General features: G+C 63.3%; 25 protein-coding genes. 24 read left to right on the top strand and 1 reads right to left on the bottom strand.

What is annotated here, in order from left to right:
* Window positions 1-108 precede the first annotated feature (108 nt).
* Window positions 109-441, bottom strand: a complete 333-nt coding sequence (locus tag Cte04_RS18500; RefSeq protein WP_066482188.1) for a hypothetical protein — start codon at window positions 439-441, stop codon at window positions 109-111.
* Between the two features lie 134 nt (window positions 442-575).
* Between Cte04_RS18500 and Cte04_RS18495 the strand changes: the two genes are divergently transcribed.
* From Cte04_RS18495 to Cte04_RS18380, 24 genes are all read left to right on the top strand, one after another.
* A complete protein-coding gene (locus Cte04_RS18495; RefSeq protein WP_083526742.1) occupies window positions 576-1,106 on the top strand; it encodes a phage regulatory CII family protein in 531 nt (176 codons plus the stop codon).
* Window positions 1,096-1,932, top strand: a complete 837-nt coding sequence (locus Cte04_RS18490) for a hypothetical protein (RefSeq protein ID WP_066482181.1) — start codon at window positions 1,096-1,098, stop codon at window positions 1,930-1,932. The genes Cte04_RS18495 and Cte04_RS18490 overlap by 11 nt, the downstream gene beginning before the upstream one ends.
* A 59-nt stretch (window positions 1,933-1,991) precedes the next feature.
* Window positions 1,992-2,345 carry a hypothetical protein gene (locus Cte04_RS18485; protein WP_066482171.1) on the top strand — a complete coding sequence of 118 codons (354 nt, stop codon included), beginning with the start codon at window positions 1,992-1,994 and terminating at the stop codon, window positions 2,343-2,345.
* Window positions 2,346-2,360: 15 nt separating this feature from the next.
* On the top strand, window positions 2,361-3,413 hold the full coding sequence (locus tag Cte04_RS18480) for a YdaU family protein (RefSeq protein ID WP_066482167.1): 1,053 nt from the start codon (window positions 2,361-2,363) through the stop codon (window positions 3,411-3,413).
* Between the two features lie 118 nt (window positions 3,414-3,531).
* Window positions 3,532-4,113, top strand: a complete 582-nt coding sequence (locus tag Cte04_RS18475; RefSeq protein ID WP_066482164.1) for a hypothetical protein — start codon at window positions 3,532-3,534, stop codon at window positions 4,111-4,113.
* Window positions 4,098-6,299: a phage terminase large subunit family protein gene (locus tag Cte04_RS18470; protein WP_066482159.1), complete on the top strand. Its 2,202-nt coding sequence runs from the start codon at window positions 4,098-4,100 to the stop codon at window positions 6,297-6,299. Before Cte04_RS18475 ends, Cte04_RS18470 begins: the two co-directional genes overlap by 16 nt.
* A gap of 5 nt (window positions 6,300-6,304) precedes the next feature.
* The gene (locus Cte04_RS18465; RefSeq protein WP_066482150.1) at window positions 6,305-6,649 is read left to right on the top strand and encodes a Mor transcription activator family protein; all 345 of its coding nucleotides are present in this window, start codon (window positions 6,305-6,307) and stop codon (window positions 6,647-6,649) included.
* A gap of 53 nt (window positions 6,650-6,702) precedes the next feature.
* Entirely contained in the window at window positions 6,703-6,933 is a 231-nt protein-coding gene (locus Cte04_RS18460) for a phage head-tail joining protein (RefSeq protein WP_066482148.1), read from the top strand.
* Window positions 6,934-6,935: 2 nt separating this feature from the next.
* A complete protein-coding gene (locus Cte04_RS18455) occupies window positions 6,936-8,435 on the top strand; it encodes a phage portal protein (protein ID WP_066482146.1) in 1,500 nt (499 codons plus the stop codon).
* Window positions 8,436-8,489: 54 nt separating this feature from the next.
* On the top strand, window positions 8,490-10,559 hold the full coding sequence (locus Cte04_RS18450) for a prohead protease/major capsid protein fusion protein (RefSeq protein ID WP_066482142.1): 2,070 nt from the start codon (window positions 8,490-8,492) through the stop codon (window positions 10,557-10,559).
* 33 nt (window positions 10,560-10,592) lie between these two features.
* Window positions 10,593-10,952: a DUF2190 family protein gene (locus Cte04_RS18445; protein WP_066482134.1), complete on the top strand. Its 360-nt coding sequence runs from the start codon at window positions 10,593-10,595 to the stop codon at window positions 10,950-10,952.
* 3 nt (window positions 10,953-10,955) lie between these two features.
* Window positions 10,956-11,276, top strand: a complete 321-nt coding sequence (locus Cte04_RS18440) for a hypothetical protein (RefSeq protein WP_066482116.1) — start codon at window positions 10,956-10,958, stop codon at window positions 11,274-11,276.
* Between the two features lie 2 nt (window positions 11,277-11,278).
* Window positions 11,279-11,728 (top strand): hypothetical protein, encoded by a 450-nt coding sequence (locus tag Cte04_RS18435; protein ID WP_157082134.1) that lies wholly within the window; start codon window positions 11,279-11,281, stop codon window positions 11,726-11,728.
* A gap of 11 nt (window positions 11,729-11,739) precedes the next feature.
* Window positions 11,740-12,399 carry a phage tail tube protein gene (locus Cte04_RS18430; protein WP_066482113.1) on the top strand — a complete coding sequence of 220 codons (660 nt, stop codon included), beginning with the start codon at window positions 11,740-11,742 and terminating at the stop codon, window positions 12,397-12,399.
* 10 nt (window positions 12,400-12,409) lie between these two features.
* Window positions 12,410-12,760 (top strand): hypothetical protein, encoded by a 351-nt coding sequence (locus Cte04_RS18425; protein ID WP_066482102.1) that lies wholly within the window; start codon window positions 12,410-12,412, stop codon window positions 12,758-12,760.
* A 209-nt stretch (window positions 12,761-12,969) separates the two neighbouring features.
* A complete protein-coding gene (locus Cte04_RS21780; RefSeq protein WP_245633432.1) occupies window positions 12,970-13,197 on the top strand; it encodes a hypothetical protein in 228 nt (75 codons plus the stop codon).
* Window positions 13,198-13,203: 6 nt separating this feature from the next.
* Window positions 13,204-15,969 (top strand): phage tail tape measure protein, encoded by a 2,766-nt coding sequence (locus Cte04_RS18415; RefSeq protein ID WP_066482099.1) that lies wholly within the window; start codon window positions 13,204-13,206, stop codon window positions 15,967-15,969.
* 4 nt (window positions 15,970-15,973) lie between these two features.
* Window positions 15,974-16,330, top strand: a complete 357-nt coding sequence (locus Cte04_RS18410; RefSeq protein WP_066482096.1) for a hypothetical protein — start codon at window positions 15,974-15,976, stop codon at window positions 16,328-16,330.
* Window positions 16,327-16,788: a DUF1833 family protein gene (locus Cte04_RS18405; protein ID WP_066482094.1), complete on the top strand. Its 462-nt coding sequence runs from the start codon at window positions 16,327-16,329 to the stop codon at window positions 16,786-16,788. The genes Cte04_RS18410 and Cte04_RS18405 overlap by 4 nt, the downstream gene beginning before the upstream one ends.
* A complete protein-coding gene (locus Cte04_RS18400) occupies window positions 16,788-17,192 on the top strand; it encodes a hypothetical protein (protein WP_066482088.1) in 405 nt (134 codons plus the stop codon). The genes Cte04_RS18405 and Cte04_RS18400 overlap by 1 nt, the downstream gene beginning before the upstream one ends.
* On the top strand, window positions 17,183-21,610 hold the full coding sequence (locus Cte04_RS18395) for a phage tail tip fiber protein (RefSeq protein ID WP_066482087.1): 4,428 nt from the start codon (window positions 17,183-17,185) through the stop codon (window positions 21,608-21,610). The genes Cte04_RS18400 and Cte04_RS18395 overlap by 10 nt, the downstream gene beginning before the upstream one ends.
* Window positions 21,610-21,885, top strand: a complete 276-nt coding sequence (locus tag Cte04_RS18390; RefSeq protein ID WP_157082132.1) for a hypothetical protein — start codon at window positions 21,610-21,612, stop codon at window positions 21,883-21,885. The genes Cte04_RS18395 and Cte04_RS18390 overlap by 1 nt, the downstream gene beginning before the upstream one ends.
* The gene (locus Cte04_RS18385) at window positions 21,857-22,624 is read left to right on the top strand and encodes a hypothetical protein (protein WP_157082130.1); all 768 of its coding nucleotides are present in this window, start codon (window positions 21,857-21,859) and stop codon (window positions 22,622-22,624) included. Before Cte04_RS18390 ends, Cte04_RS18385 begins: the two co-directional genes overlap by 29 nt.
* A gap of 14 nt (window positions 22,625-22,638) precedes the next feature.
* Window positions 22,639-24,204: a pyocin knob domain-containing protein gene (locus tag Cte04_RS18380; protein ID WP_066482084.1), complete on the top strand. Its 1,566-nt coding sequence runs from the start codon at window positions 22,639-22,641 to the stop codon at window positions 24,202-24,204.
* The last annotated feature ends 5 nt before the right edge of the window (window positions 24,205-24,209 follow it).

Below are 24,209 nucleotides of genomic sequence, written 5' to 3'. Positions count from 1 at the left end.
GCGCCTGGAATGGCCGCAATGCAGTGGGCTTGGCCACGCAGTTCGGCCTGACGCCGCGCTGCATCTACCGCGCCATGCTGCTGGTCCATGCCGAGCGGGACTGGCTGCTCAGTCTTGAGGAGGCTTTCGGCGCAGTGCCGCCAGAGCATCGTGAGCGGCTTGCTTTGCTGCTGGATCTGATTCCCCCTGGTCGGATTCCACCAGTTGAAGCCGCTCGCAGAGCTGCGAGAACACCACCTGGGCCCGTGCATCTGCAATGCCGTTGGCCCGTTCCCGCTCCCGGCACACAGCAATCCAGTCCAGAAGGGTCTGCGCCGTGAAGTCGGGCTCCACCTCCATCAGAAATATCAGGTGCCCCAGCATGGTCTCGATGGCGTTGACACGTTCCTCGAGGGTGGCTGGGGTTTGCGGCGTGGTGGTCGGTGTTTCTTCAGGGGTCATGCTTGCTCTCTTGGTGTGCGATGGCTTTGCTGTGGTGGCTGCCATGGTAGCCAAGAGGGCGGGCGCCTTTGCTTTGTTGTTGCTTGCGGCTGTGGGTGTAGTGCTCATGGCTGCGTTTGTTTGAGGTGTCTGCTATGGGCTCTACTTTCGCAATTGGGGCGCGCGCTGGCTATGGCGATATGCAGGGTGATGCCGACATTGCCCGCGGTATGTGCATTCAGGATGCGGCGCGGCTGGTGGCCGAGCGCTTTCCCGGCGGTGTGCCTGCCCTGGCGGTGCGCATGGGTGTGTCTGCCAACACGCTGCAGCACAAGCTGAACCCTAACAACACCACGCACAAGCTGACGGCGGATGAGTCGCTGGCCATCCAGCAGATATCAGGTTTGCCCTTTGTGCTGCATGCCATGGCGGCGGCGCTGGATTTCCAGTGCGTGCCTGCTGTGCCTGACCAGTCGGGCGGGGAGCCGATGGAGGCGTTCATGCGCTTTCAGCATGGCGTGGGCGATTTCACGGCGGCGGCGGCCGATGCGTTTGGCAGTGGCGGCGGTTTGAGCCGCAATGCGTTGCGCCGCATGCAGGAGCAGGGTTTCGATCTGATCGCGCTGATCGGCCACGTGATTGCTGTGGCTGCGCAGATGGTGCCGGAGGTGCGCGATGCGGCTTGATATCAAGACGGCGGGGTTGGAGTCTGTGCAGCGCCATATTGACAGCCTGGCGGCCGGCAAGCTGCAGGCCGCGCAGATCAAGGCCGTGAACGATGTGGCATTTCAGAGCGTGCGCCCGGCGATGCAGGACGAGATGCGGTCTGTGTTCGACCGGCCTACGGCCTACGTGGTCAATAGCCCGCTGGTTAAGCCGGCCACGGCGAGCCGGATGCATGCCGTGATCGAGCCGGCGTACCGGGGAGGCAAGGGGATTGACCCCCAGCGGATTCTGAACGCGCAGGCCTTTGGCGGGCGCCGCCGGGACAAGCGCAGCGAGGTGGCGCTGCGGCGCGTGGGCATCTTGCCTGCGGGCTATCAGACGGCGATTCCTGAGACTCCATTCCCTGGCAGCGAGGACGGGCACGGCAATTTGCGCGGCTCGTTCCTGGTGCAGCTGCTGAGCTATTTCCAGGCGTTCGGCGAGCAGGGCTATCGGGCCAACATGAGCGATGCCCGCAAGCGCGCTCTGCAGCGCAATGGGGGTGCCAAGCGCAGTCTGGTGGGGCCGACGATGGGGCGGCGCTACATCGTGGCCTACGGGAAGCTGCGCGGCGGTGCCCGGTGGACGGCCAAGGGGGAGAGCGATTCGCGTGCGTCCAACCTGGCCCCGGGCATCTGGGCGGTGGTTGGCAAGTCCGGCGCTGATATCCGCCCGGTGGTGATGTTTGTGAAGGCGGGCAGCTACGCGCCCCGCTTCGATATGGACAAGGTGGCTGCCCGCGCCCAGCTGGGTGAGCAGCTGCCCAGGAGGCTGCGCTTTCGCATTCGTGAGGCGGCAGGCGTATGACAGCAATCAATTCGAGCGCAGGCGTGTTTGCGGGCGCTCAGATATCAGGAGGTTTGACCATGGATCAATCCAGCCCTTCCAGCGTTACACCCGTGACGGGGCGCGATACCAGCGCCGAGGCCTTTGCGGCCCTGAGCAACGAGACGCGCCGCCGGCTGAGCGAGCGTTTGTACGAGTCGATGCGCCATGCGCACCAGCATGGCGTGCGGGACATGAGCCGGCGCGAGCTGCGCAACTACCACAACCAGCACACGGGCGAGTGGCTTGAGCTGTGCTCGGTGGCCAGCACGGTCAATGCGTTGCTGGCGGCGGGGCGCTTCGAGCCGGGCGTGGCCCGCAAGTGCAGCGAGTCGCCGCGACAGCGTGATGTGGTGCCCGTGCGCTGCAAGGCGCAGCAGCAGAGCATTGCCTGATATCGAGATTGCCTGATGTACCAGTATCCGCACCATATCGGTGACTTCAACACCAAGACACGGCACTTGTCACGGCTGGAGCGTGCCATCTACCGTGACATGCGTGACATGTACTTTGACACCGAGCAGCCGCTTGATGGCTCTGATATCAGTAGGCTGGCGCGCAGGTTGCTGTGCCAGTCAGAAGAAGAGATTGCAGCAATGCAGTTTGTGCTGTCCGAGTTCTTCGAGTTGCAGGAGGACGGTAGCTACAGCAACAGCGATTGCGATGCCGTGATTGCTGCCTACCGGGCCCAGGCAGCCGAGCGCTCGGAGGTCAAGAGCAACGAGGCCGCCCGCCAGCAGCGCAGCCGTGCTAGGCGTTCTGCTATCTTTTCTGCACTGCGCACGCTGGGCGTCACGCCCAAGGCGACGACCACGATGGACATCCTGTTGGCTCTGTGCCGGCAGCATGGCGTCACGGTTACGGACGATGGTGCTCACGTGACCCGGCACGGTGACACTGCACAGGGTGGCGAGTCTGTCACGGGCAATGTCACGCAGCCCCCCGTGACGTGTCACGGGCATGTCACGGGTAACCATAACCTTAACCATAACCCTAATACCCCCCAACCCCCCTCGGGGGGGGCGAGCGGTGGTTTAGCTCTCGCTACTGCAATGGGGGTGTTCTTCCCGGAGCAGCGCCGCACACGGCTGGCCGAGGTGGCAGAGCTGATCGGCGAGCTGGTCGCTGGGGGCAAGGTGACGGGCGAGGATCTGCTGGCGGCGGCTGAGCGGCAGCAGGGCTTGCTGGCAGCAGACGATGGCAAGCGTTGCCCGTCGATGCTGCGCTGGCTGAGGGAGCAGCGCTGGATGGACGTGGTCTGCCAGCCTGCCGCAGGTGCCGGCCCTGCCGGCTGGGATGCAACGCGCGGTGGTGTCGAGGCCATGGCTGCCAAGCTGGGCCTGCCGGACTACGACGCCTGGGTCGATGGGCGCACGGCCACGGGCGCACCTCGGCAGTTCTCGGTCTACGAGGAGCAGGTGCGCCAGGCCCTGGCCGCCCGGTCGTCGGGGGTGGTTGCATGACGATCATCCGCCTAAAAAACGTGCAATCGATTTCGGGCGGGTCCTTTCCGGCCACCTCCGAAGCGGGTAATTCGAGCCGCCCGTTCGGACTGTTGCGCGGTGCTGCTAAGGGGGTTAAGTGAAGGTCCTTCCTTACTTTGATGCTCCTATTTCGCAAGCAGAATTTGCGGAACTCATCGGCGTGAGCGAGGCCCGCGTGAGCCAGCTCATCAGCGAGGGCGTCATCACCCGAGGCGATACGGCCCATGAATGGCTGCTCGGCTACTGCGAGCGTCTGCGCGATCAGGCCGCAGGCCGTTCTTCGGGCGGCATCAACGGCCTGGACCTCGTGCAGGAGCGTGCTGGCCTGGCGCGGGCACAGCGCGAAGCCCAGGAGCTGAAGAACAAGGTGGCTCGGGGCGAATATGCCCCGGTCGGCTTGCTGGCCGACGTGCTCGGCCTCGCGTCCTCGGCGGTGGTTGATCGCATGGACCAGGTGGATGGCCAGCTGCGCAAGTCTTGCCCGGATCTCCCTGAAGAGGTGCGCACAGTGGTGCTGAGCGTGCTGGCCAATGCTCGCAACGAATGGATCAAGGCGGCATCCCGCCTGGTTGCCGATGCTGTCGACCAGATGTCACAGGACGATGAGGCCGAGGACGATACGGGTATATCTGATATCAGCAGTGAAGACGAAGAGGAGAGGGCATGGGCGCGCGACTGAGTATCGAGGCAATCAAGGCAATCAAGGATTCGGTGGCACTCGGCCTGTCCAGCCTGCGGGCAGATGAGCCGCAGACCCTGAGCCAGTGGGCTGCAGAGCATTTCAAGCTGGCTGGAGAATCAAGCCACCAGAAGGGCGGCTGGGTGGCGTGGCCCTTTCAGGTCGGCGTGCTGGACTTCATGAGCGATGACCGCATCACGGATCTGGCCGTGAAGAAAAGCAAGCGGGTCGGCTACTCGAAGATGATTACCGCATTCATCTGCTACAACATCGCCCACCGTCGGCGCAAGCAGGCCCTGTGGCAGCCCACCGACGATGACCGCGACAGCTTCGTCAAGACGGAAATCGAGCCCTTGCTTGATCCGGTGAATGGCGTTCCCTCGGTCCTTGCTGCGCGCAAGCATGGCAGCCGTGTCGAGGAGACGATCAAATACAAGCCTTTCCGCGACTCGGTACTGCACCTGCTAGGTGGGAAGGCGGCGCGGGCCTACCGCCGCATTACCGTGGCCGTGGCCATCCTCGATGAATGGACGGCGTTTGACCAGACCGTAGGCGGCACCAAGGACAAGAATTCGGGCTCGCCAGGTTCCCTGGCAAAGGGGCGCCTGGAAGGTGCTGCTTTTCCCAAGTTTGTGGGAGGCAGCACGCCCGGCATCAAAGGCCTGTGCCATGTCAGCCGGGCCTGCGAGGATTCCGAGGACGAGGTCGACTACCTCATCGAATGCCCGCACTGCAAGTTGGAGCATCCTCTTCGCTGGGGTGGCAAGGATGTGCGCCATGGCTTCAAGTGGGAGGCCGGCAAGCCTGAGACGGTGCGGCATGTATGCCCGCACTGCCTGGAATCGATATCGCAGGCTGACTATCTCCCTGGTGGCTGGCCCCTGGTGGGGGCCTGGGTCTGCCGTCGTTCCGGCAAGCGCTACGGTGCAGACTGCGTGTGGCGAGATGCAAGGGGTGAGCCATGCCGGCCCCCGCGCAGTCTCGGTGTCCATGTCTGGGCGGCCTACAGCCCGCAGCGTGCGTGGTCCGACATTGTCGATGAGTTCGAGAAAGCATGCCGGGCATTGGAGGAGGGTGATGCCGGTCCCATGACCACCTTCACCAATGAGACATTGGGCGAGGCCTGGGAGCTGCGAGGCGAAGGTGCCGACGACCACGTTCTGCAGGCGCGGGCAGAGAAATACAGCCTGGGCACAGTTCCGGTGGGCGGCCTCGTGCTGACAACGGGGGTCGACGTGCAGCGCACCTGGTGGCAGATCAATGTGTGGGCCTATGCCCGGGGCCTGGAAAGCTGGATCGTGGATCGCCACATCATCGAGGGTAATCCTGCGGTGGAGGCGGATTGGGCGCCTGTGACAGCCTACCTCATGCGGCGCTACAAGCAGGCATGGCATGGTGGCACTCTGGGTACCAGTGCCATCAGCATTGACTCATCGGACCAGACCCAAGCCGTCTACAACTATGTGCGCAAGCACCAGCACATGCTGCCCAATCTGCGGGCCATCAAGGGGGATACCAATGACAACCGGCCCATCCTGGGCCCGGCCAGCCTGAAGGATGTGGACTGGCGCGGCGAGAAGGTCAAGCATGGTGTCAAGCTATGGCTGGTGGGCGTGGACAACGCCAAGGACCTGCTGCTGGGACAGCTGGCCATTGCCAATCCTGGCCCGGGCTACATCCACTTCAGCGAGGATTTGCCGCGGGAGTTCTACGAGCAATTGACGGCCGAGCACCGTGTGTTGTCCAAGTCGACAACAAAGGAGGCCTACAAGTGGATCAAGCGCAGGCCTCGCAATGAGGACCTCGATTGCCGCAACTATTCCATCCATGCGGCCATGACGCTGGGCCTGCACAAATACACCGATGCGCGCTGGGCGCAGGTGGAGCAGATGGTGCAGCCCTCGCGTGACCTGTTCAGCCCGCCGGATATGCCCATTGTCCAGCCGCCAGAAGCTCCCGCGGATGCATCGGCGTTGCTGGCAGCGGTGCCAGCAGTGGCTGAAGATGCCGGCCCCGAGCCCGACGCCGAGGAGGTGGCGAGTGTGCAGGAGCCTGTCGATGGAGCCGATGAGCCCCGGCCTCCATCGCCGCACGTGCCTGTGGTTCATCAGGCGCCGCCTGTGCGTCCTGCTCCGGTGCGCCGTGCCTCGCCTGTTCGCCGTGTCGGCTTTTCTCGCTCTTGGTGATATCTATGAATAACAACGATCAAGCCATGACTGGAATCATTGAAGCTGTAGAGCGGCGAGCACCGGACGCTGATTGCGTGCCGGACCTTGTAGACCGTATGTTCGACTATCTGGTCGAGCTGCTCCCCGAGATCCGCCATAGCAATGAAAGCCTCGAGCGTGTGCAGGCGGCGCTGCGCAAAGAGTTTGCCGGGCAGGAGGTCTATATCCCGGCGCGCTCATCGGTGGGCAAGGCAGAAGAGCGCAAGGCTGTGCTCAGGCTTTGGAATGGACGCAACGCTACGACCGTCGCGCGGACCCTCGGCATCAGCCGTGCAACCGTCTATCGGCATCTCAAACAGGCCGGCTGAAACCGTCTCAGTTTTCCGGGACATGAGACAGCAGCCCCGGTAGCGTGCGGCATATGAGCACGCCCCAAGAACTTCAGCTGCGCCTCGCGCGCCTCAATGCCGCCATCCACAGTGGCGAGCGATCCATCACGACCGAAGACGGTGCATCCGTCACCTATCGGGACTATGACGAAATGCTGAAAGCGCGGCGCGATCTGGAGACACAGATTGCAGCGGCCATTTCTCCGCGTCGGCCCGTGGCCGTCGTGGCTCGCTTTCGCAACACCACGCTGCGCGGAGGTTAAGCATGGAGGAAAAGCAAACCCAGCGCAGGATGGCGCCGAATGCGTTTGATCGTCTCGTCGGCTATTTCGACCCTATGCGCGGCCTGCGTCGTCAAGTCGCCCGTGAGCTGCTGGGGCGGGCGTATGAGGGGGCAAGTCGTGCGGACGGTTGGCGTGTCAAGCGGGCTGGAGCCAGCGCGGGTGCCGACCATCAGGCAGATGCGCGCGAGCTGCGGGTGCGTGCTCGCTCCCTGGTGCAGAACGTCCCCAACATCACGCGCGCAGTAGCGGCTGTCCTGGCCTGCCGGGTTGGGCAGGGTATCGTGCCTGTGTGGGGGGACCAGGGGCTGGCCAAGCGCTGGAAGGATTGGGTGCCCCATGCCGACTATGACGGCCTGCTGGACTTCTATGGCCTCGAGGCCAAGATAGAGCGCACCCGGGACATCGATGGTGCTGTCCTGATCCGAAAGCACATCCAGAAGATGGGTGCAGTGGTCCCGTTGCGCCTGCAGGTGCTGGAGATCGACTATCTGGACGTCGCCCGCTCCGGCGTGCTCTCCGGTGGCAATGAGATCATCAGCGGCATCGAGTTCGATCGCCGTGGCCGGCGTGTGGCTTACTACCTGTTCGACCGCCATCCGGGTGACACCGGCAACTGGACCGTGGGCCGCAGCGGCAGCAGCAACCGCGTGCCGGCGGACGAGGTCATCCATTACTTCAACCCTGAGCGGCCGGGCCAGCAGGACGGAATCACCCGGCTGGCTCCGATCATTGCCAAGGTGCGAGACTTGCACACATATTCCGATTCCGAGCTGCAGCGCAAGCAGCTGGAATCGCGCATGGGTGTCCTGGCCGAGATGGACGGCACAGCGCAGGTGCCCAAGCTGCCCGATGAACTTGGTGATGCCCAGCCGGGCCTGATGGATCTCGGCGACCTGGCGGGTGGCGCCATCGTGGGGCTGCCGCCGGGCATGACGAACCCGACCTTCATAGAGCCCAAGCCCGTGCCAGGGTTCGAGGGCTACATGAAGCTCGGCTGGAAAGAGGTTGCTGCCGGGTATGGCTGCCCTTACGAGCTGATGACGGGGGACATGACCGAAGTCAATTTCAGCAGCTCTCGGGTGCGCATGAATCAGTTCCGGGCCGAGGTCGAGTCGGATCAGTGGACTGTCGTTGTCCCAAGGATGTGCCAGCCCATTGCGGCTTGGTGGCTCTCCGCCTGCGAGCTGGTGGCGCCGGTGCCGGCGAATGTGGAAATGCCCGACTGGAGCACGCCGAAATGGGCCAGTCCCAATCCCGTGCAAGATGTGGTCAGCGACCTGAACGCGATCAAAGGCGGTCTGCAGAGCATCAGCGAGACCATCCGCCGCCGTGGCTACGACCCCGAGCTGGTCTATACGGAGCTGGAGAGCGACCTGCAGCGCCTGAACAAGAGCGGCATGCTGCCTCTGCTTGCGTCCCTGTGGGGTGCCAAGGATGCGCTCGAGCTGGCGGCTCAGCTGGGAGGCAAAGAGCCCTCGTAAAGATCGTCTCAGTTTTCCGGGAATTGAGACAGCATTCCCGGAAAACTGAGCGCCATGCCACAAGCCAACGCTCAATCCACAGCATCCCAGGTCCACGATCTGCCGGTGCAAACCCGCGCCGCAACGCTGGTGCCCAGCACATTCAGCGAAGCGGACAACACGGTCGAGATTGTCTGGACTCAAGGCGCCACGGTCCGTCGCTATGACTGGTGGAACGACCGCCCCTATGACGAGGCCCTTGATGTGACGCCCGAGGCGGTGGACATGACCCGTTTCGATGCGGGCACCGTACAGGTGCTGGATGGTCATCGCACCTATGGCGGCGTCTCGGCCATCCTGGGCATTGCCGAGCGCGGCTGGATCGAGAACGGCGAAGGCCGAGCCGTCATCCGGCTGAGTCAGCGCCCCGAGCTGGCGGGTGTGGTGGCCGATATCCGTGCGGGCGTGATCCGTGCCATCAGCTTTGGCTACAGCGTCGAGCGTTACGAGATCACTCGTGCGCAGGACCGCACCGACGGCGTCAACGTCGATCTCTACCGCGCAGCGCGCTGGACCCCCCAGGAAATCTCATTCGTGACAGTGCCAGCCGATGCCGGTGCTGGTACGCGCAGCCATCCCGGTTCTCAAGCCTCGCAGCGTGGCGCCCCCGAGGGCGGCATGCCTTGCGAATTTATCCAACGGGCAGCCGCCCAACCTACTACCCAGGAGCAACAACGCATGCCCCAAGCCAACAATGCCGGTGAAGGCGGCAACAACGCCTCGACAACCACCACTGCACAAACCGAGGCGCCGACCACCCGCCAAGCGCCTGCAGTCGACACGCCGCAGGTGTCCTTTGACGGGCAGCGGGCTGCGGACATCGTGGCTCTGTGCCAGCGTCATGGCCTGGGCGATCTGCAGTCCGATCTGCTGGTGCGCCAGGCCACCATGGATGAGGCGCGCGCCGCAGTGCTGGATGCGCTGGACCGGCGCTCTGCTGGCAGCGCATCGGGCCCCACGACCAGCATTCGCACCGTGACGGATGAGCACGATACGCGCATTCGCGGCATCGAAAATGCTCTGGTCAATCGCATCAATCCGGGTGTCGCGCTGGATGACAACGGCCGCCAGTACCGTGCCATGACACTCGTGGAAATGGCCCGTGAAGTCGCGCAGGGTCTGGGTGTTGCAACCAGCGGCCTGAGCCGTGCCCAGATCGTAGATGCGGCTCTGCGTGTCCGTTCTGGTTACATGGGGACGGGCGATTTTCCCGCGCTGCTTGGCGGTGTGGGTCAGCGCACCCTGCGCGCCGCCTATGAGCAGGCGCCCTCCACCTATGCCCTCTGGGCGCGGCGTGCGTCCAACCTGCCGGACTTCCGCATCCGCCAGGCCATCGGTGTGGGAGCCGATGTCGAGCTGAAGAAGCTCAATGAGCATGGCGAATACACCTATGGCAGCCTGTCTGAAGACGCGAGCGGCTACCGCGCCTTCAGCTTCGGTCGTTCGCTGGCCATCACCCGCCAGATGATCGTCAATGACGATCTGGATTCGCTGACGCGTGTTGGAACCAAGTTCGCCGAGGCAGCAAGGCGCCTCGAGAACCGGCTGGTGTATGAGCAGATCACCGGCAATCCTCGCATGTCCGATAACAAGTCGTTGTTCCATGCGGACCATGGCAACCTGCTGAGCGGCGCATCTTCCGCCCTGTCGCTCGAAGCGCTCAGTGCTGCGCGTGCACTCATGCGCAAACAAAAAGGCAGGGAAGACGAGAGCCTCAACATCGTGCCGGCATTCCTGCTGGTGCCGACGGACCTCGAAACCCTGGCCTATCAGCTCACCAGCTCGAACTACACCCCCGCCAAGCCGGGTGATGTGAACGAGTTCCGCTCGGGCGGCCGCACGGCGCTGGAGCCCATCGTCGAGCCGCTGCTGGATTCTGCCGATGGCGCTGCAACCAACTGGTTCCTTTCCGGCCGTTACCAGCAGATCGACACCGTCGAGTATGCCTGGGTCGATGGCTACGAAGGCCTGCGCACCGAAACCTTTGCCAGCGAGGACGTGGATGGCGTGAAGCTGCGCGCCTCGCTGGACTTCGCCGCCAAAGCCGTGGAGCACCGCGGCCTCGTCAAGGCCGCCGGCAAGTAAGCCCTCCACATTCCGAGCAACTAGGAGAAATCTATGCGCAATTTCGTTCAGCCCGGCGCCGTCATCGAGGTTCCTGCAGCCGCTGCCGCTGTGGCTGCCGGCCAGGTCGTGGTCATCGGCGCCATTCTGGCCGTTGCCAACGGTCCGGCAGCCGCTGGCGAGCCCTTCAACGCCACGCGCTGCGGCGTGTTCGAGCTGCCCAAAGCAGGCGGGGCAGCTTTCGTCCAGGGGCAGCCCGTCTACTGGGACGTTTCTGCTGGCGCGTTTGCCAGTTCCGGTGCTCCGGCGGCTGGCGATGTCAGCGGCGCGGCCGTGGCCTGGGAGGCTGCTGCTGCTGGGGCGACTTCCGCCATGGTGCTCTTGCCCGGTGTGCTGGGTTCGGTTGCGGCTTAAGCCATGGATGGCGTGATGAATCCCGGCGCTGAGCGTTCCGCGCGAGTGCGTGGCGCCGTCACGCGCCATCTGTCCAATGCCGTCGCCACCTGGCAGGGGGGTGAGCCGTTTGGGGTGATCTTCACCAGGGTGGACGGCAAGGAATGGATGCCTGGAGCGCCAATCTCTGCTGAGCGTTGCACTGTGTCGCTTTCGGTTCTGCTATGCCATGGCATTGAAGAAGGGGTGGAGGGTCTGTCGATCAATGGAATTGCGTACTGCATTGCATCTCCGGTCCTTCCCGACTCCAGTGGCTGGGCCAAGTTCGATGTGGTCGAGGCATAGCAATGGCGGCAGAAACAACCATTTTCTGGCGCGCTGCGGCTGATCTGTCCGCGCTGCTGTCTTCGCGCATCGATCCGGGAGTGCAGGTCTTCATGCGTCGAGCAAGGGGGTTGCCGCAGTCCGTCAAGAAGTGCGTGGTGATTCGCGTACCACTGGCACGGGCGAGTACGGGCGCCGGTCAAGGGGTTCCGTCCCTGTGGGGTTCGCATCTGCAGGTGGATTGCTTGGTGCGTTCCTGCTCCGATGTCGATGCGCAGGCCGATGCCCTCATGGGCTCCGTCATTGAAGCGCTGAAGCCTGAATTCACCCGAGGAACTCCCGTAGCCGGCATGGAGCTGGCACAGATCGAGTGGGATGACGACTACGACGGCGAGTCCTCTGTCTGCATCTCGATTTCCTACCAACTGCGTCATGCCGGCCCCTTTGGCGGCGGTGTGCGCGTCAAAACCTGAAAGGACCAGCCATGGCTGAACCGATTTTCTGGACCAATGTGGGTATCAGCGTGCAAACCGCTGTATCTGAAATCTTTGCCATCAAGAGCATTTCCAAGGCTGTCGAGGCGCTGGTGGTTTTCGAGGGGCAGGCGCCAGCCGACCTCAAGGATGGAGCCATCGTTCGCCTGACCGATGTGAACGGCATGGTGGCTCTCAATGACCGGGCTTTCCGGGTGAAGAATTTCGACGGCGCGGCCAAGTCGTTCATCCTCGAAGGCGAGGACACATCCGACTATGGCAACTTCACTGGCGGCTCTGCCGTGGTGGTGACGCTGGGTGCGGATTTCCGCTCGGTCCAGGAAGTCAATGCTTCGGGTGGCGACTTTGAAAAGGCGGATATCACCACGGTCCACGGCATGCTGCGCCGCCGCCGCTCCACCGTGCAAAACCCTGTCACGTTCGGCTTCACCAACCTGTTTGACATGGGTGATCCGGGTTTCAAGGAATGCGTCAAGGCGCACCGCAGCAAGACCACGCGAGTGATCCAGTTCAGCTTCGGCACGGGTCCCAAGATTCTTGCGGTTGGGGCGCCTGCGGCCACAGGTGTGCCGACTGGCCAGGCCCAGGGCGTGGTGCAAACACCCGTGGATATCGAATGCCAGGGCATGCCCACTGCCCTCGAGTCCTGAGGAGTCGACCATGAGCGTGCAGATTGAGATTGATGATGTGGTGCGCGTGCCCGTGGAAGGGCAGCTCATCAACAAGGATGGCCAGCGTGTCGATTTCAGCTTCGATGTCGACATGCATCGCATGCCGCAAGAGGAGTTCGATCGGGAGTTGAAAAATCTCCAGATCGACACGTTTTCCCTGGTGGTGCGAGAAGCGCGTGGCTGGAATGGCGTCCTCAATCGTGAAGGCGATCAGGTCCCGTTCAGCGGCGAATCGCTCAAGCGGTTCCTGCGCATTCCCGGCATGACAAACATGATCTGGGTCGCGTACTGCATGCATGCAGGGGTGCAGGCAAAAAACTCCGAGCGCTCGTCCGCCTGAGCCTTGAGCAGCAACGCCGTGAAGCCAAAGCCCATGCCAGAAGCAAGCAGCCTGCAGCAGCGCAAGACGATGCCAGCCATCCGCTGGCAAAGCTCGCGCGGCTGGTGCCGCCAAGCGCGCAAGCCGCGCCTGAGCGAGCCGTGCCGCAGCGCTTTGCCCTGTGGAGCTGCAATGTGCAGCCATGGCGGCATTGGCTCAATGTGCAAACCATGTGGGCATCTGACGGCGGGTGGCGTACAGGGCTGCGCGTCTCAGACGTGCTGGCCTACATGGAGCTGGCGGGTGTTGTGGTGGACGAGCGCGAATCGCTATTCCAGCTGCTGCAGGAGTGCGAGCTGGAAGCTCTCACTGTCTATGCAGAGCACTGGCAGGAGGATGAGCAAGAACGTGCCCGCGAACGCGAGCGCGAAAAGCTGCGCAGCAAGCAAGCGGGGTGAGGTGGCATGAGCGACGGCCAGCAACGCATTGGCATCTATCTGGACCTGTTTGGCGCAGGCAAGGCGCAGACAGATCTGAAGGCGGTGGGCAGCGGGCTCAATGCCCTGGGGCCGGCCAGCCAGGCAGGCGCTAGGGCTGCCACGCAGCATTTGGGCAGCATGCAGGTGTCAGCGGCCCAGACGGCTGCCGCTTTGCGCGGTGTGCCTGCGCAGTTCACGGACATTGTCGTGTCTCTCCAGTCCGGCCAGCAGCCTCTCACTGTGCTGCTGCAGCAAGGTGGCCAGCTCAAGGATATGTTTGGCGGCATTGTGCCGGCGGCGCGTGCCTTGTCGGGCTATGTCCTGGGTCTCATCAATCCGCTGACTCTGCTTGCGGGCTCGGTGGTGGCCCTTGGGGTTGCCTATTACCAGGGCAGCCAGGAGCAGGATAACTTCAATAAAGCGATTGTCATGAGTGGCAATCAGGCGGGGGTTACGGCTGGCAAGCTGGCTGAGATGGCCAAGGCCTTGGCGGGCCAAGGGTACAGCCAAAGCAGTTCGGCGGATGTGCTGGCCAAGTTGGTGGAAACGGGCAAGGTTGGGGAGCAGCAGCTGGAGAAATTCGCTGCTGTAGCCATGGATCTGGAAAAGCGCGCGGGCATACCCATCGCCAAGACCGTGGAAAACATGGCGGCGTTGGGCAAAGATCCTGTGCAGGCGTCCATCCGCCTCAATGAGCAATATGGCTACCTCACGGCCGCCACGTTGGCCCAGGTCAAGGCTGCTGATGAAGAGGGCCGCAGCGCAGAAGCCGCCGCCAGGGCGCAGCAGGCCTGGGCCGACTCCATGGCCGGCCGCACGCGCGACCTCACGCAGAACCTGGGGTATATCCAGCGCGCCTGGGAGGGTATCAAGAGTGCGGCATCCAGTGCCTGGAATGCCATGCTCAATGTTGGCCGCCCGGAGACGGAAGATGATGTGCTGGCACGCCTGCGCAATCAGCTGGCGGCTCGTAAAGCGCAGGCGCCTACGGTGGGCAATGATGCAGCATGGCAGGCTGGCAATGCCAAGCTGGAGGCTCAGATATCTAATCTGGAAAAGGCGCTGGCCACCAAGAATGGCAATGCGACCCAGGCTGCTGCCAATCAAGCCATCCAGAATGCAGGTATCGCAGCACTCAGTGCCGTGCAGCAGGTCAACGACATGGGCAAAACCAAGGCCGAGCAGGCCTCGGATGCCATCGAGAAGTACCGCCAGAACATCGACAAGCTGCGCGCCAGCCTGGCCATTACGACCGATCCCAAAGAGCGCCAGGCCCTTGAAAAACTATTGCAGCCGGCCGCTATCAAGGCCGGGGAAGCCGCACTGCGCAAAAAATACGAGGACAAGGGGGCCGGTGCGGGCGCCGTGCAGCGTGCGGACCGCCGCCTGGACCTCAGCGAACTGCAGAACGCCATGCGCCAGGAGCAGGCCATGGTCAGCCAGCAGCAACAGCAGCTTGAGCTATCGCGCAGCGCCGGGCTCATCTCGCTGGAGGATTACTACAGGCAAAAACGGGCGCTGATCGAGAAGAATGCAAGCATCGACGAGTCAGGTACACGCCAGCAGATAGACCGCCTGGAAGAGGAAAAGACCAAGGGTGCGGATGCGCTCAACGTGCAAAAGCAGATCGTTGACCTGCGCGGCAAGCTGGCGGTGCGCCAGATCCAGACTCAGAACGAGCTTGCATCCGTGGACCAGCAGGCGGCGCAGGCGGCGCGGCTGCATGCGGAATCGATTCGCCAGTTGGGTACGGCCTACGAAGCCTATGTGACCCAGCTGCAGCGCCGGGCTGATCTGGAAGTGGCGGCCGAGGGCATGGGCGATCGCCGCCGCGGCTACGAGCAGGGCCTGCTGAGCGTGCGTGAGAACTACGCCGCGCAGATGCGCCAGCTTGACGACCAGAAAGGCATGGCCGCCGTCTGGACCCCGGAGAACGAGCAGTATTACCAGGCCAAGATGGCCTACCTGCGCAAGCAGCAGGAAGAAGAGGTGCGCATCTACGGCGACACCTACAACCGCATTGGCGAGGCCCAGGCCAACTGGATCAACGGCGCCATGCGTGCCACCGAGAACTTTCTGGACTCCTCGCGCAACGTGGCAGCGCAGACGGCTGATGCTTTTACACGAGCATTTTCCGGCATGGAGGATGCCTTGGTCTCCTTTGCCATGACAGGCAAGGCGGACTTCAAGAGCCTGGCCAATTCCATCATTGCCGACATTGTCAGGGTGCAGGCCCGGGCGGCGCTTTCGGGTGTTTTTGGCAGCCTGATGGGGCTATTTGGGAAAACGAACGCCGGCTCGGCAGGAGTGGGCGGCATTGCAAATACCGGCATTGGTTTCGGGTCCATGGCATTGAATGCCAAGGGAGGGGTTTACGCCAGCCAGGGTTTGAGTCAGTACCGCAATCAGGTTATCGACCAGCCCACTTTCTTCGCCTTTGCCAAGGGCGGCATTCCGAATCTCGGTGTGGGTGGCGAGGCGGGGCCGGAGGCAATCATGCCCTTGACTCGCGGGCCGGATGGAAACCTCGGCGTGCGAGCGACCGGGGGTGGAACTGGTGGCCAGGTGAATGTGCAGTTTGAGGTCCACAACTACGCCGGCGCTCAAATTCGCCAGCGGGAGGAGGCCAGCACCATGCCTGATGGGTCTGTACTCAAGCGCTTCATCCTCGAGGTGGTTGGCGAGAGCTTTACCTCGGGCTCGGGTGCGGCCTACCAGGGTGCAAAGCAGCGTTTTGGATGGGGGGGGTGAGAGCATGGCATCGCTGCCTTCGTATGTGCTCGTGCTGCTGGACGGCTATGCCGAAGATCAGGAGTCGGGAGTCACCAAGAGCGAGATGGAGCGCGGTCTGAGCAAATTGCGCATAGGCCAGTCGCGTGTTGCCAAGACGATCTCTGTCAATCTCGTCTTCGAGTCGGCATCCGATGCCAACAATTTTGAAGACTGGTACTTTGGCGAGATCAAGCGTATCGGCTTCTTCGACTGGCTGGACCCGCGCACCAATATGCTGCGCTCCGTGCGCTTCAAGGATGGCGCGCTGGGTCAGATTCAGCCGATGTCCGGGGGCTTTGGCATGAGCAAGCGCAGCGCCGTGCTGGAGTACCTGCGATGACCGACTTCCGCACGCGCAACCAGCGCGTTACCAACGACGTCGGCCATATCGAGCTGCTGGAGGTTGCCAACCCCAGCTTTTCCGAGCCCATGCGCATCTGCAACGACGTGCAGGACTTCGTAAGCCAGGGCATCAGCTATATCGGGCTGCCCTTCGGCTTCACCTTGCCCGACGACACAACGGGCCAGGCGCCGCGCATGCGCTTGACGATGGACAACGTGGGCCGCGGCGTGAGCGACGAGCTGGAGCGCCGGCAGCCGGGCACCACGACCATGGCCAAGCTGATCGTCGTGGCCCGAGATACGCCGGATGTGCACGAGCACGTGTACTGGCTGCCGATGACCAGCGTGAGCATCAGCGGCGCCAGTGCCCAGGCCACGTGCAGCGTGGACGAGCTCATGCGCCGCGCGGCCTGCCTGCAGATCGCCAATCCGCACACGCTACCGGGGATTTTCTGATGCTGGACGCAACGCAGCTTGATCGTTTCGTCGGCATCCCCTACTGCCCGCGGCACATGGACTGCGCCGACCTGGCCCTGCTCGTGCAGCGCGAGCTGTTCGGGCGCGACGTGGTGCTGGCCGGCAAGCGCGCCCGGCCTCTGCAGGCAGATGCCCAGGCCGCGGCCATTGCCGCGTACTGCACCGAGCTGGGCACGCGCACCGAGCTGCCGCAGGACGGCGATGCCGTGCTGATGCGCGAAACCGGCGCCACCGTGGCCGGGCATATCGGCACCTTTGTGTTTACCAATTACGCGCCTCACGTGCTGCACACCTCCCACAAGCTGGGCGGCTCGGTGCTGCACCGGGTGCAGGACCTTCCGGGGCTGGGACTGGCAATCGAGGGCTATTACCAATGGAAGTGACACGCGCAGAAATCGACGCCATCTATGACGCCGCGGGGCGCCTGGTCGTCACGCCCAACGCGCTGACGCTGGAAGGCCAGCGCAATGTGCCGGCCGATCTGCGCCCTGGCGAGACCCTGGCCGCCTTCCTGGCGCGCCATGTGCCCGGCATCGAGTCCGGCGGCTGGACCGTGATGATCGGCGGCGCCGTAGTGCCGCAGGCCATGTGGGCGCGCACCTATCCCAAGCACGGCCAGATGATCGCCTGCCGGGCCCTGCCGCGGCGCTCGGCCCTGCAGCTGGTGGCCATTGCCGCGCTCACGTACTTTTCCGGGGGCATCGCGTCGTCGCTGTACGGCGCCGCCGGCGGCACGTATGTGTCCGCTGCCGCAGGCACTTGGATTTCCGCGATCCAGACCGGCGTGTTTGTCGCCGGCTCCATGCTCATCAACAAGGTGCTGGGGCCCAAAGTCACGGCGCCGCAGGCCCTGGCGCAAAAGCAGATCTGGAGCCTGAGCGATCAGCGCAACGCGCCGCGGCCCTATGAGTCTTTCCCCGTGCTGTGGGGAGAGATGCGCGTCACGCCCGACCTGGCCAGCAAGCCCTACGGCTGGTACGAGGGCGAGTACCAGTACCTGAGCACCATCCTGCTGGGCGGCATCAACGTGCATGAGGCGTTCGACCTGGCTATCGGCGACACGCCCATCGGCAGCTACAGCGATGTGGCGCTGTATTTCAACGGCTTCCAGGGCATGCCCAGCCAGGATGTTCCGCTGTACAGCAATGTGGATTCCATCCCCGGCGGCGAATTCGTCAACGGCGGCGACTGGATCACGCGCACGGGCTCGGCGGGCGCCGGCGCGCTGCAGCTGGACATCGAGGGCCAGCTGTACGACGTGGACGGCAAAGGCAACATAGGCCCCAACAGCGTGGACCTGACCATCGAGCATCGCCTCGTGGGTTCGTCGGCGTGGCTGCCGCTGCTGGCCACCACGCTGGTCAACGCCAGCAGCGATGCGCTGCGCCGCACGTTCTCCTTCGACGTGGCCCCGGGCCAGTATGAGGTGCGCGCCAAGCTGGGCGTGCCCCGCTGGAATGACGGCGGCTCGGCCGATGCCTGCAAATTCGCTTGGGTATCGCTCAAGAGCGTGCAGGCCGACACCGCCGACTACAGCCAGTGGGGTCGCATCGGCATCAAGATCCGTGCCTCCGGCCAGCTCAACGGCGCCCTGGACACCGTGCGCGCCACCTATCGCGCCAAGCCTATGCCCATCTGGACCGGCACCGAGTGGGCCACGGCCACCACGCGGGCCAATGGCCTGTCCAACCCCGGCGCCATCTTGCTGCAGACGCTGCGCGGCATTTGGGTGCAGGACAAGCAGGGGCGCCGCATCCTGCAGTTTGGCTTCGGGCTGAGCGACGAGCAGATCGACATCGAGGGCCTCAAGGCCTTCATGCTCCACTGCACGGCGCACGGCTACACCTACGACAAGTGGATCACCAGCAATATGTCGCTGGGCGCATTCTGCGATGAGGTGGCCCTGGCCGGCATGGGTCAATTCACCTGGACCGACGGCAGCCGGCCCACGGCCTCGTTTGTGACCAACGGCCAGCCCAATAGCGCCGTGGTCAACATGGCCAACATGCTCAAGGGTGGCTTTGCCGTCGACTACGCGCTCAGCAATGCGGCCGATGGCATCGAGTACCAGTGGCTCAGCCGTGACACGTGGGAGATGACCACGCTGCGCGTGGAGGCCCCGGGCGTCACGACCATGCTCAACCCCGCGCGCATCACCGGCGAGGGCATCACGAGCGAGGCGCATGCCGCCGTGATGGCGCGCTACCACCTGGCGCAGAGCCTGTACCAGTACAAGACCATCCATTACACGGCCGATATCGAGCACCTCGACTATCGCCGCCTGTCCGTGCTGTCCGTCAGCCACGATCTGACGCAGTGGGGCTTCGGTGGTCGGCTGATCGCCGCTGAGCGCGTGGGCGGCCAGGTGCGGCTGACGCTGGACGAGCCCGTGCCGCCGCTGGCCACGCCCTATATCGGCCTGCGCGTGCCGGGCGGGCGCGACTACCGTGTGTGGCCCGTGCAGCCGCTGGCGGCCGAGTCCGACGTGCTCACCCTGGTGGGCGCCTGGCCGGCGGATCTCGAGTTTCCCGGGGAAGGAATCGACAACCCGGCGCATGACACGCTTTGGTGCTATGACTTCAAGAGCACGCCAGGCTATCGCGTGCGCGTGACAGGTATCGATCCCGAGTCGGACCTCAAGGGTGCCCGCGTGACGGCCGTGCCCGAGGGCCCGGAATTTTGGGACTACGTGCTCAACGGCAACTATGTGCCCGCGCCCAACCAGAGCAGCATTCCGCAGCTGGGCCGGCCCATGGCCAAGAACCTGCGTGTGTCCGAGAAGATCAACCTGCAGGGCGACACGGAATGGTATGAGCTGTCGTGCCTGTGGGACGTGGAGGGCGACTACGACCACGCCCAGGTCTGGGCAGGTCGTGATGGGTCCGAGCTGCGCTTGGTCGACGGCAACGCCGTGGGCAGCCGCAGCACGTTTCGGATCGACGGGGCAGGTGAATGGCTGATCGAGGTGCGGCCGTTCAACGCCGGCGGCCAGGCCGGCCAGGCGACCCAGCTGCTGTACATCACCACGATGACGCAGCTGCCCCCGCGTAACCCGGGCACATTCGTGGTGCAGCAGGTGGAGGGCGGCCTGCGCCGCTTTGCGTGGATGTGGTCTGGCGACAAGCCCACGGCGCTGGCTGGTGTGCAGATCCGCTACGTGCCCGGCGATGTGCCGCTCAACGTGGCCATGTGGGACGGCATGCAGCCCCTGGGCCAGGCCGATGACGTGTATGCGGCCCAGTTTGAAACCACGAAGCCGGATGCCGGGCAGTGGACCTTCGGCCTGCGCGCCATCGACACGGCCGGCCAGCTGGCCAACGGCATCGTCCGCTATGTGGCCGTGCTGGACAAGGTCTTCGACAACCTCGAGCAGCCCGATCTGACGCCGCCGCCGGCGCCCACGGGCCTGGCCGCAATGGCCGCATTGGCCACGGTGATGGTGAGCTACGACGCCCCGGTCTACACCCAGGGGCACGGCCACGGCCGCACGCGCATCTATGCCGCCAAGGTCGTGCCGCCCGCCACGCCGGCCCTGGCCGATGCGCGGCAGGTGGCCGAGGCTTTTGCCGGCCCCGTGTCGTTCTCCAGCGAGCCGGCTACCAGCTGGTTCATCTGGGCGCGGCACGAGAGCGTGGACGGTGTGCTCAGCGCCGCTGCGGGCCCGGTGATGGCCACCACGGGTGCCGATGTCTCGGGGCTGCTGACTGCCATCAAGGGGCAGATCACCCAAGGTCAGCTGGCTCAGGATGTGCTGCAGCCCATCAATGAGGCGCTGCGCTTGTCCAAGGACGACGAGGCGTACACCCAAGCTCTGCTGGACAACATGGTGCAGTCGGCCAGATCGCGGGCACAGATCCGCGAAGAGGCCTCGGTGCTGGCCAATGATGTGACGGCCCAGGCCCAGCGCGTACTTGACCTGCAAGCACAGTGGGGCACCACCAGTGCGCTGCTGCAGCAGGAGATGAGCGTGCGTGCGGATCAGACCGGCCATCTCGGCGCGCTCTATACGGTGCGCATGCAGCTCTCATCGGGCGGAAAGACGGTGGCTGGCGGCTTCGCGCTGTCCGGCACCAGCAACGGCGATGCCGGGCCGACGCTCGACTTCGGCATTCTGGCCAACAAGTTCTACGTCGCAGCACCCGAGGGCGCCGGCGTGAGCGATGTGATGCCGTTCTACGTGCAGGCCGTGCCGACCACGATCAACGGCGTGGTCGTGCCGGCGGGTGTCTATATGGATGCCGCCTACATCAACAACGTCACCGTGCTGTGGGGCCGCTTCGGCACCCTGGTGGCCGACACCATTCAGGCCACTGCCATCAGTGCGAGCCAGCTCACGGCAGGCAACGGCGTCATCGGCGGCAGCCTGAAGTCGGCCAACTACGTGGCGGGCTCCAGTGGTTGGACGTTGCGCCCGGATGGCGTGGCTGAATTCTCGGGCGTCATCGTGCGCGGCACGATCTACAGCACCGCCGGCACCATCGGCGGCATCACGATCAACGCCAACGGCCTCAACGCTGGAGCCTATACGGGCTACGGCTGGCCGGCGGGCAGCGGCACGGGCTTTCACCTGGGGCCCAACGGCCTGCTGCTGGGCAACTACAACACCGGCAAGTACCTGCAGCTCACACAGGCGGGCGAACTGTATGCGCCGGGGCTGACGATAGCGGGCGGCAATGCCACGTTCGGCGGGACTTTGTCCATCCAGAGCGCGTCTTCCGGCGCGCGGATGGTAATCACGAATTCCCTGATTCAGGTCTTTGATTCCAACAACGTACTGCGCGTGCGGATGGGGATTTGGTAATGCCCAGCGGTTTTCAGGTCTTTCATCCCAACGGGGCTATCAAGGTCGATAGCTCCATGCGGCTTTCTCGTGTCATCGAAACGATTTACGTGGGTGGCTCGGCCAGCGGCTCGTACACAAACGAGCAATTGCTGAGCGGTACGCCTTTTGCAATTTTTATTCCTACACAGGGGGTTCAAAGTGTCCGGTTCAGTTTCTCTGGAGCAACGCTCAACTGGTCGAAATACCAGACCCAGTATCCGACTGATGGCTATCTGGTTATTGGCGTCTATTAGCGCGGTCGCATGCGGCGGCGGGGAAGGTGAAACACTGCCCGCCGATAAACCGCCGGCTTCCGTCAATCAATACAAGGAGGGCTTTATGCCAGCGGGTTTTTCGGTGATTAATGACTTGGGTGTCCTGCAAATAGATCAGGGTTACTCCAACTACCTGTTGGTCAATCGTGGCCGCTCGGCCGTCGGCAGCGGCGGTATCACTGTCAGCAGCGGCAACTCCATAGCCCCTGTGCTTTGCATCCGCCCCGTGGGCGGCAAGGTGGTCGTAGAAAGCATGTCCTTTGCCCGAGGTGGAACGACCCAATGGACGCTGCGCAGCGAGGTTGCGGCGAACGTGGACTGGTTTGTGTTCGATGCCGGAACTGCGGCCCTGGATGTGGGCCCCGGCATCAGCGTTTATGACGCCACAGGCCGGCTGGCCTACAACAGCAACGCTGCGGAGATGCGTGTCAAGGGCATTGTGACAACACCGGCCGATCCCGAGACATCGACCCCCGCCCCCGATGTCGTCCAGGCTGTGCCAGCGAACGTTGCGGCGTGCATTGCATCGCCCAAGGCCCGCTATCAATATTCCGGCGTACCCGTGCCGCTGCCACTCTATGTGGAGGGCGTGCAGTTCGAGGGCGACAACATGCGTGTGGGCTATGTCCGCACAAGATCCGGCCCGATCCTCGATGACACATACATCCTCAACGACGGGGTGACGCAGATCACCCTGATTGACATTGCGGGCCTCTGAGAGAGGGGATAGCCATGTGGTACAGAACGGGAGCTATCAATGTTACGGCCGGCAGCAACATCGTCACTGGCGTCGGTACGTCCTGGCTTGGTCTTGTGCTGGCCGGCGAAGGCCTGGATGCGCCCGACGGGCGGGTCTATGAGATTGCCGAGGTCATCAACAACAAACAGCTGACCTTGACTGGCAACTATCTGGGTGCCACCGCCGCCGGTGCGGCGTACCAGATCATCCCCAACGCCAGCATGACGAAGGTGCTGACGCAGAGGGTGAATCTGCTGCTGTCCAGCTATGAGACCGAGTTGCCCAAAGCGTTCGATCGCGCCAACCATACGGGGGGCTTCAACGGCTTCGGGGCCTCCAACGACATGCGCAACGGCACTGTGCTGCCAGCCTCCTCGCCGCCGAGTGCGTTCGTCGGCAAGGGGACGATCATCGGTTTGGCCGCGGGCAGCGAGATCGGTCTGGGGGCACTGAACTTTGGCATTTTTCGCTGTGATGCGCAGTGGACGGATTACACCGCTGGATGGGGTATTACGCGCTCTTTCGAGTCCGGCGGCCGGCGCTTTGTCAGCTCGGCCTTTTCCAGCAATGCATGGACCGCATGGAAGGAGACAACTCCGATTTCCCAATTGATTGACTCTGCCAACTGGTCAGATTTCATTTCGAAGATGTGGAATTTCGGGTCCGGATATTACCGAAGCAATACTGCCGGCGTGGCGCAGACATATGCTGCAGGGTTCTTTTCTAAAACTTCAGACACCTGGGCATTCATGTCCGTGGGTCATCAAGATGGAGTTCCATACTTCCTGTCCGGTGTATATGAAGATATTGCAGTCGGCACATGGAAATCATTCTCGATGGGCACGGCCGCGCGCCGTGATGTGCAAACTGCTGTATCAGACGATACTGCCGGTCGAGTTATGACCGTTGGTGCATTCGGGCTGGGTGGCAATGCAGTGCCCCTCCTGGGCGATGTGGACCTCAATACCGCGAATCTGCGCACGGGTCTGTACTACAGCAACGGTTCCAAAAGCGGCCCCGGATATGCAGCGGGCGTGGGCGGCTACTACGGCTGGATTCGCGTCGAGGACATCTCCCCGGGCCAGTACACATTCCAAACGGCATTCGATGCGTCCGGGCGCAAGTGGCACCGCTATCGTTACGCCGGGAACTGGGCTCCGTGGGTGCCCGTGTATGACGGCCGATCTGTCGTGGCCCCCGTGGACTCCGTGACGCAGGGCGGCGTAGTCGAATATGGCTCCAATGCCAACGGCACTTATACAAAGTTTGTCGGCGGTTTGCTTATTTGCCGGCACAGCGCGGCATTGAATTTTTTCAATGCATCAAACCTTGGCGTGAATTGGACTTACCCCTCTGCATTTATCGATACGCCGTTTGTCACTGGAAACGTGCTTCAGAAAAATAGTGCGGTTTTGGGTACAAGCAAACTGTTTGAAGTGCAGGCGTATTCCGTTGCGAGCAGCAGTGCAGCCGTGAGCTGCCTGAATACTGGAAATTTTGTTTCCGGCGATGAAACAAAGGGCGATATGCAGCTCTTGGCAATTGGGAGGTGGAAATGACACGC

The sequence above is a fragment of the Comamonas terrae genome (assembly GCF_001544075.1).
Classification (GTDB): domain Bacteria; phylum Pseudomonadota; class Gammaproteobacteria; order Burkholderiales; family Burkholderiaceae_C; genus Comamonas; species Comamonas terrae.
Note: the sequence above shows the minus strand (reverse complement) of the source record. Positions and strands in the feature narration are given on the sequence as shown.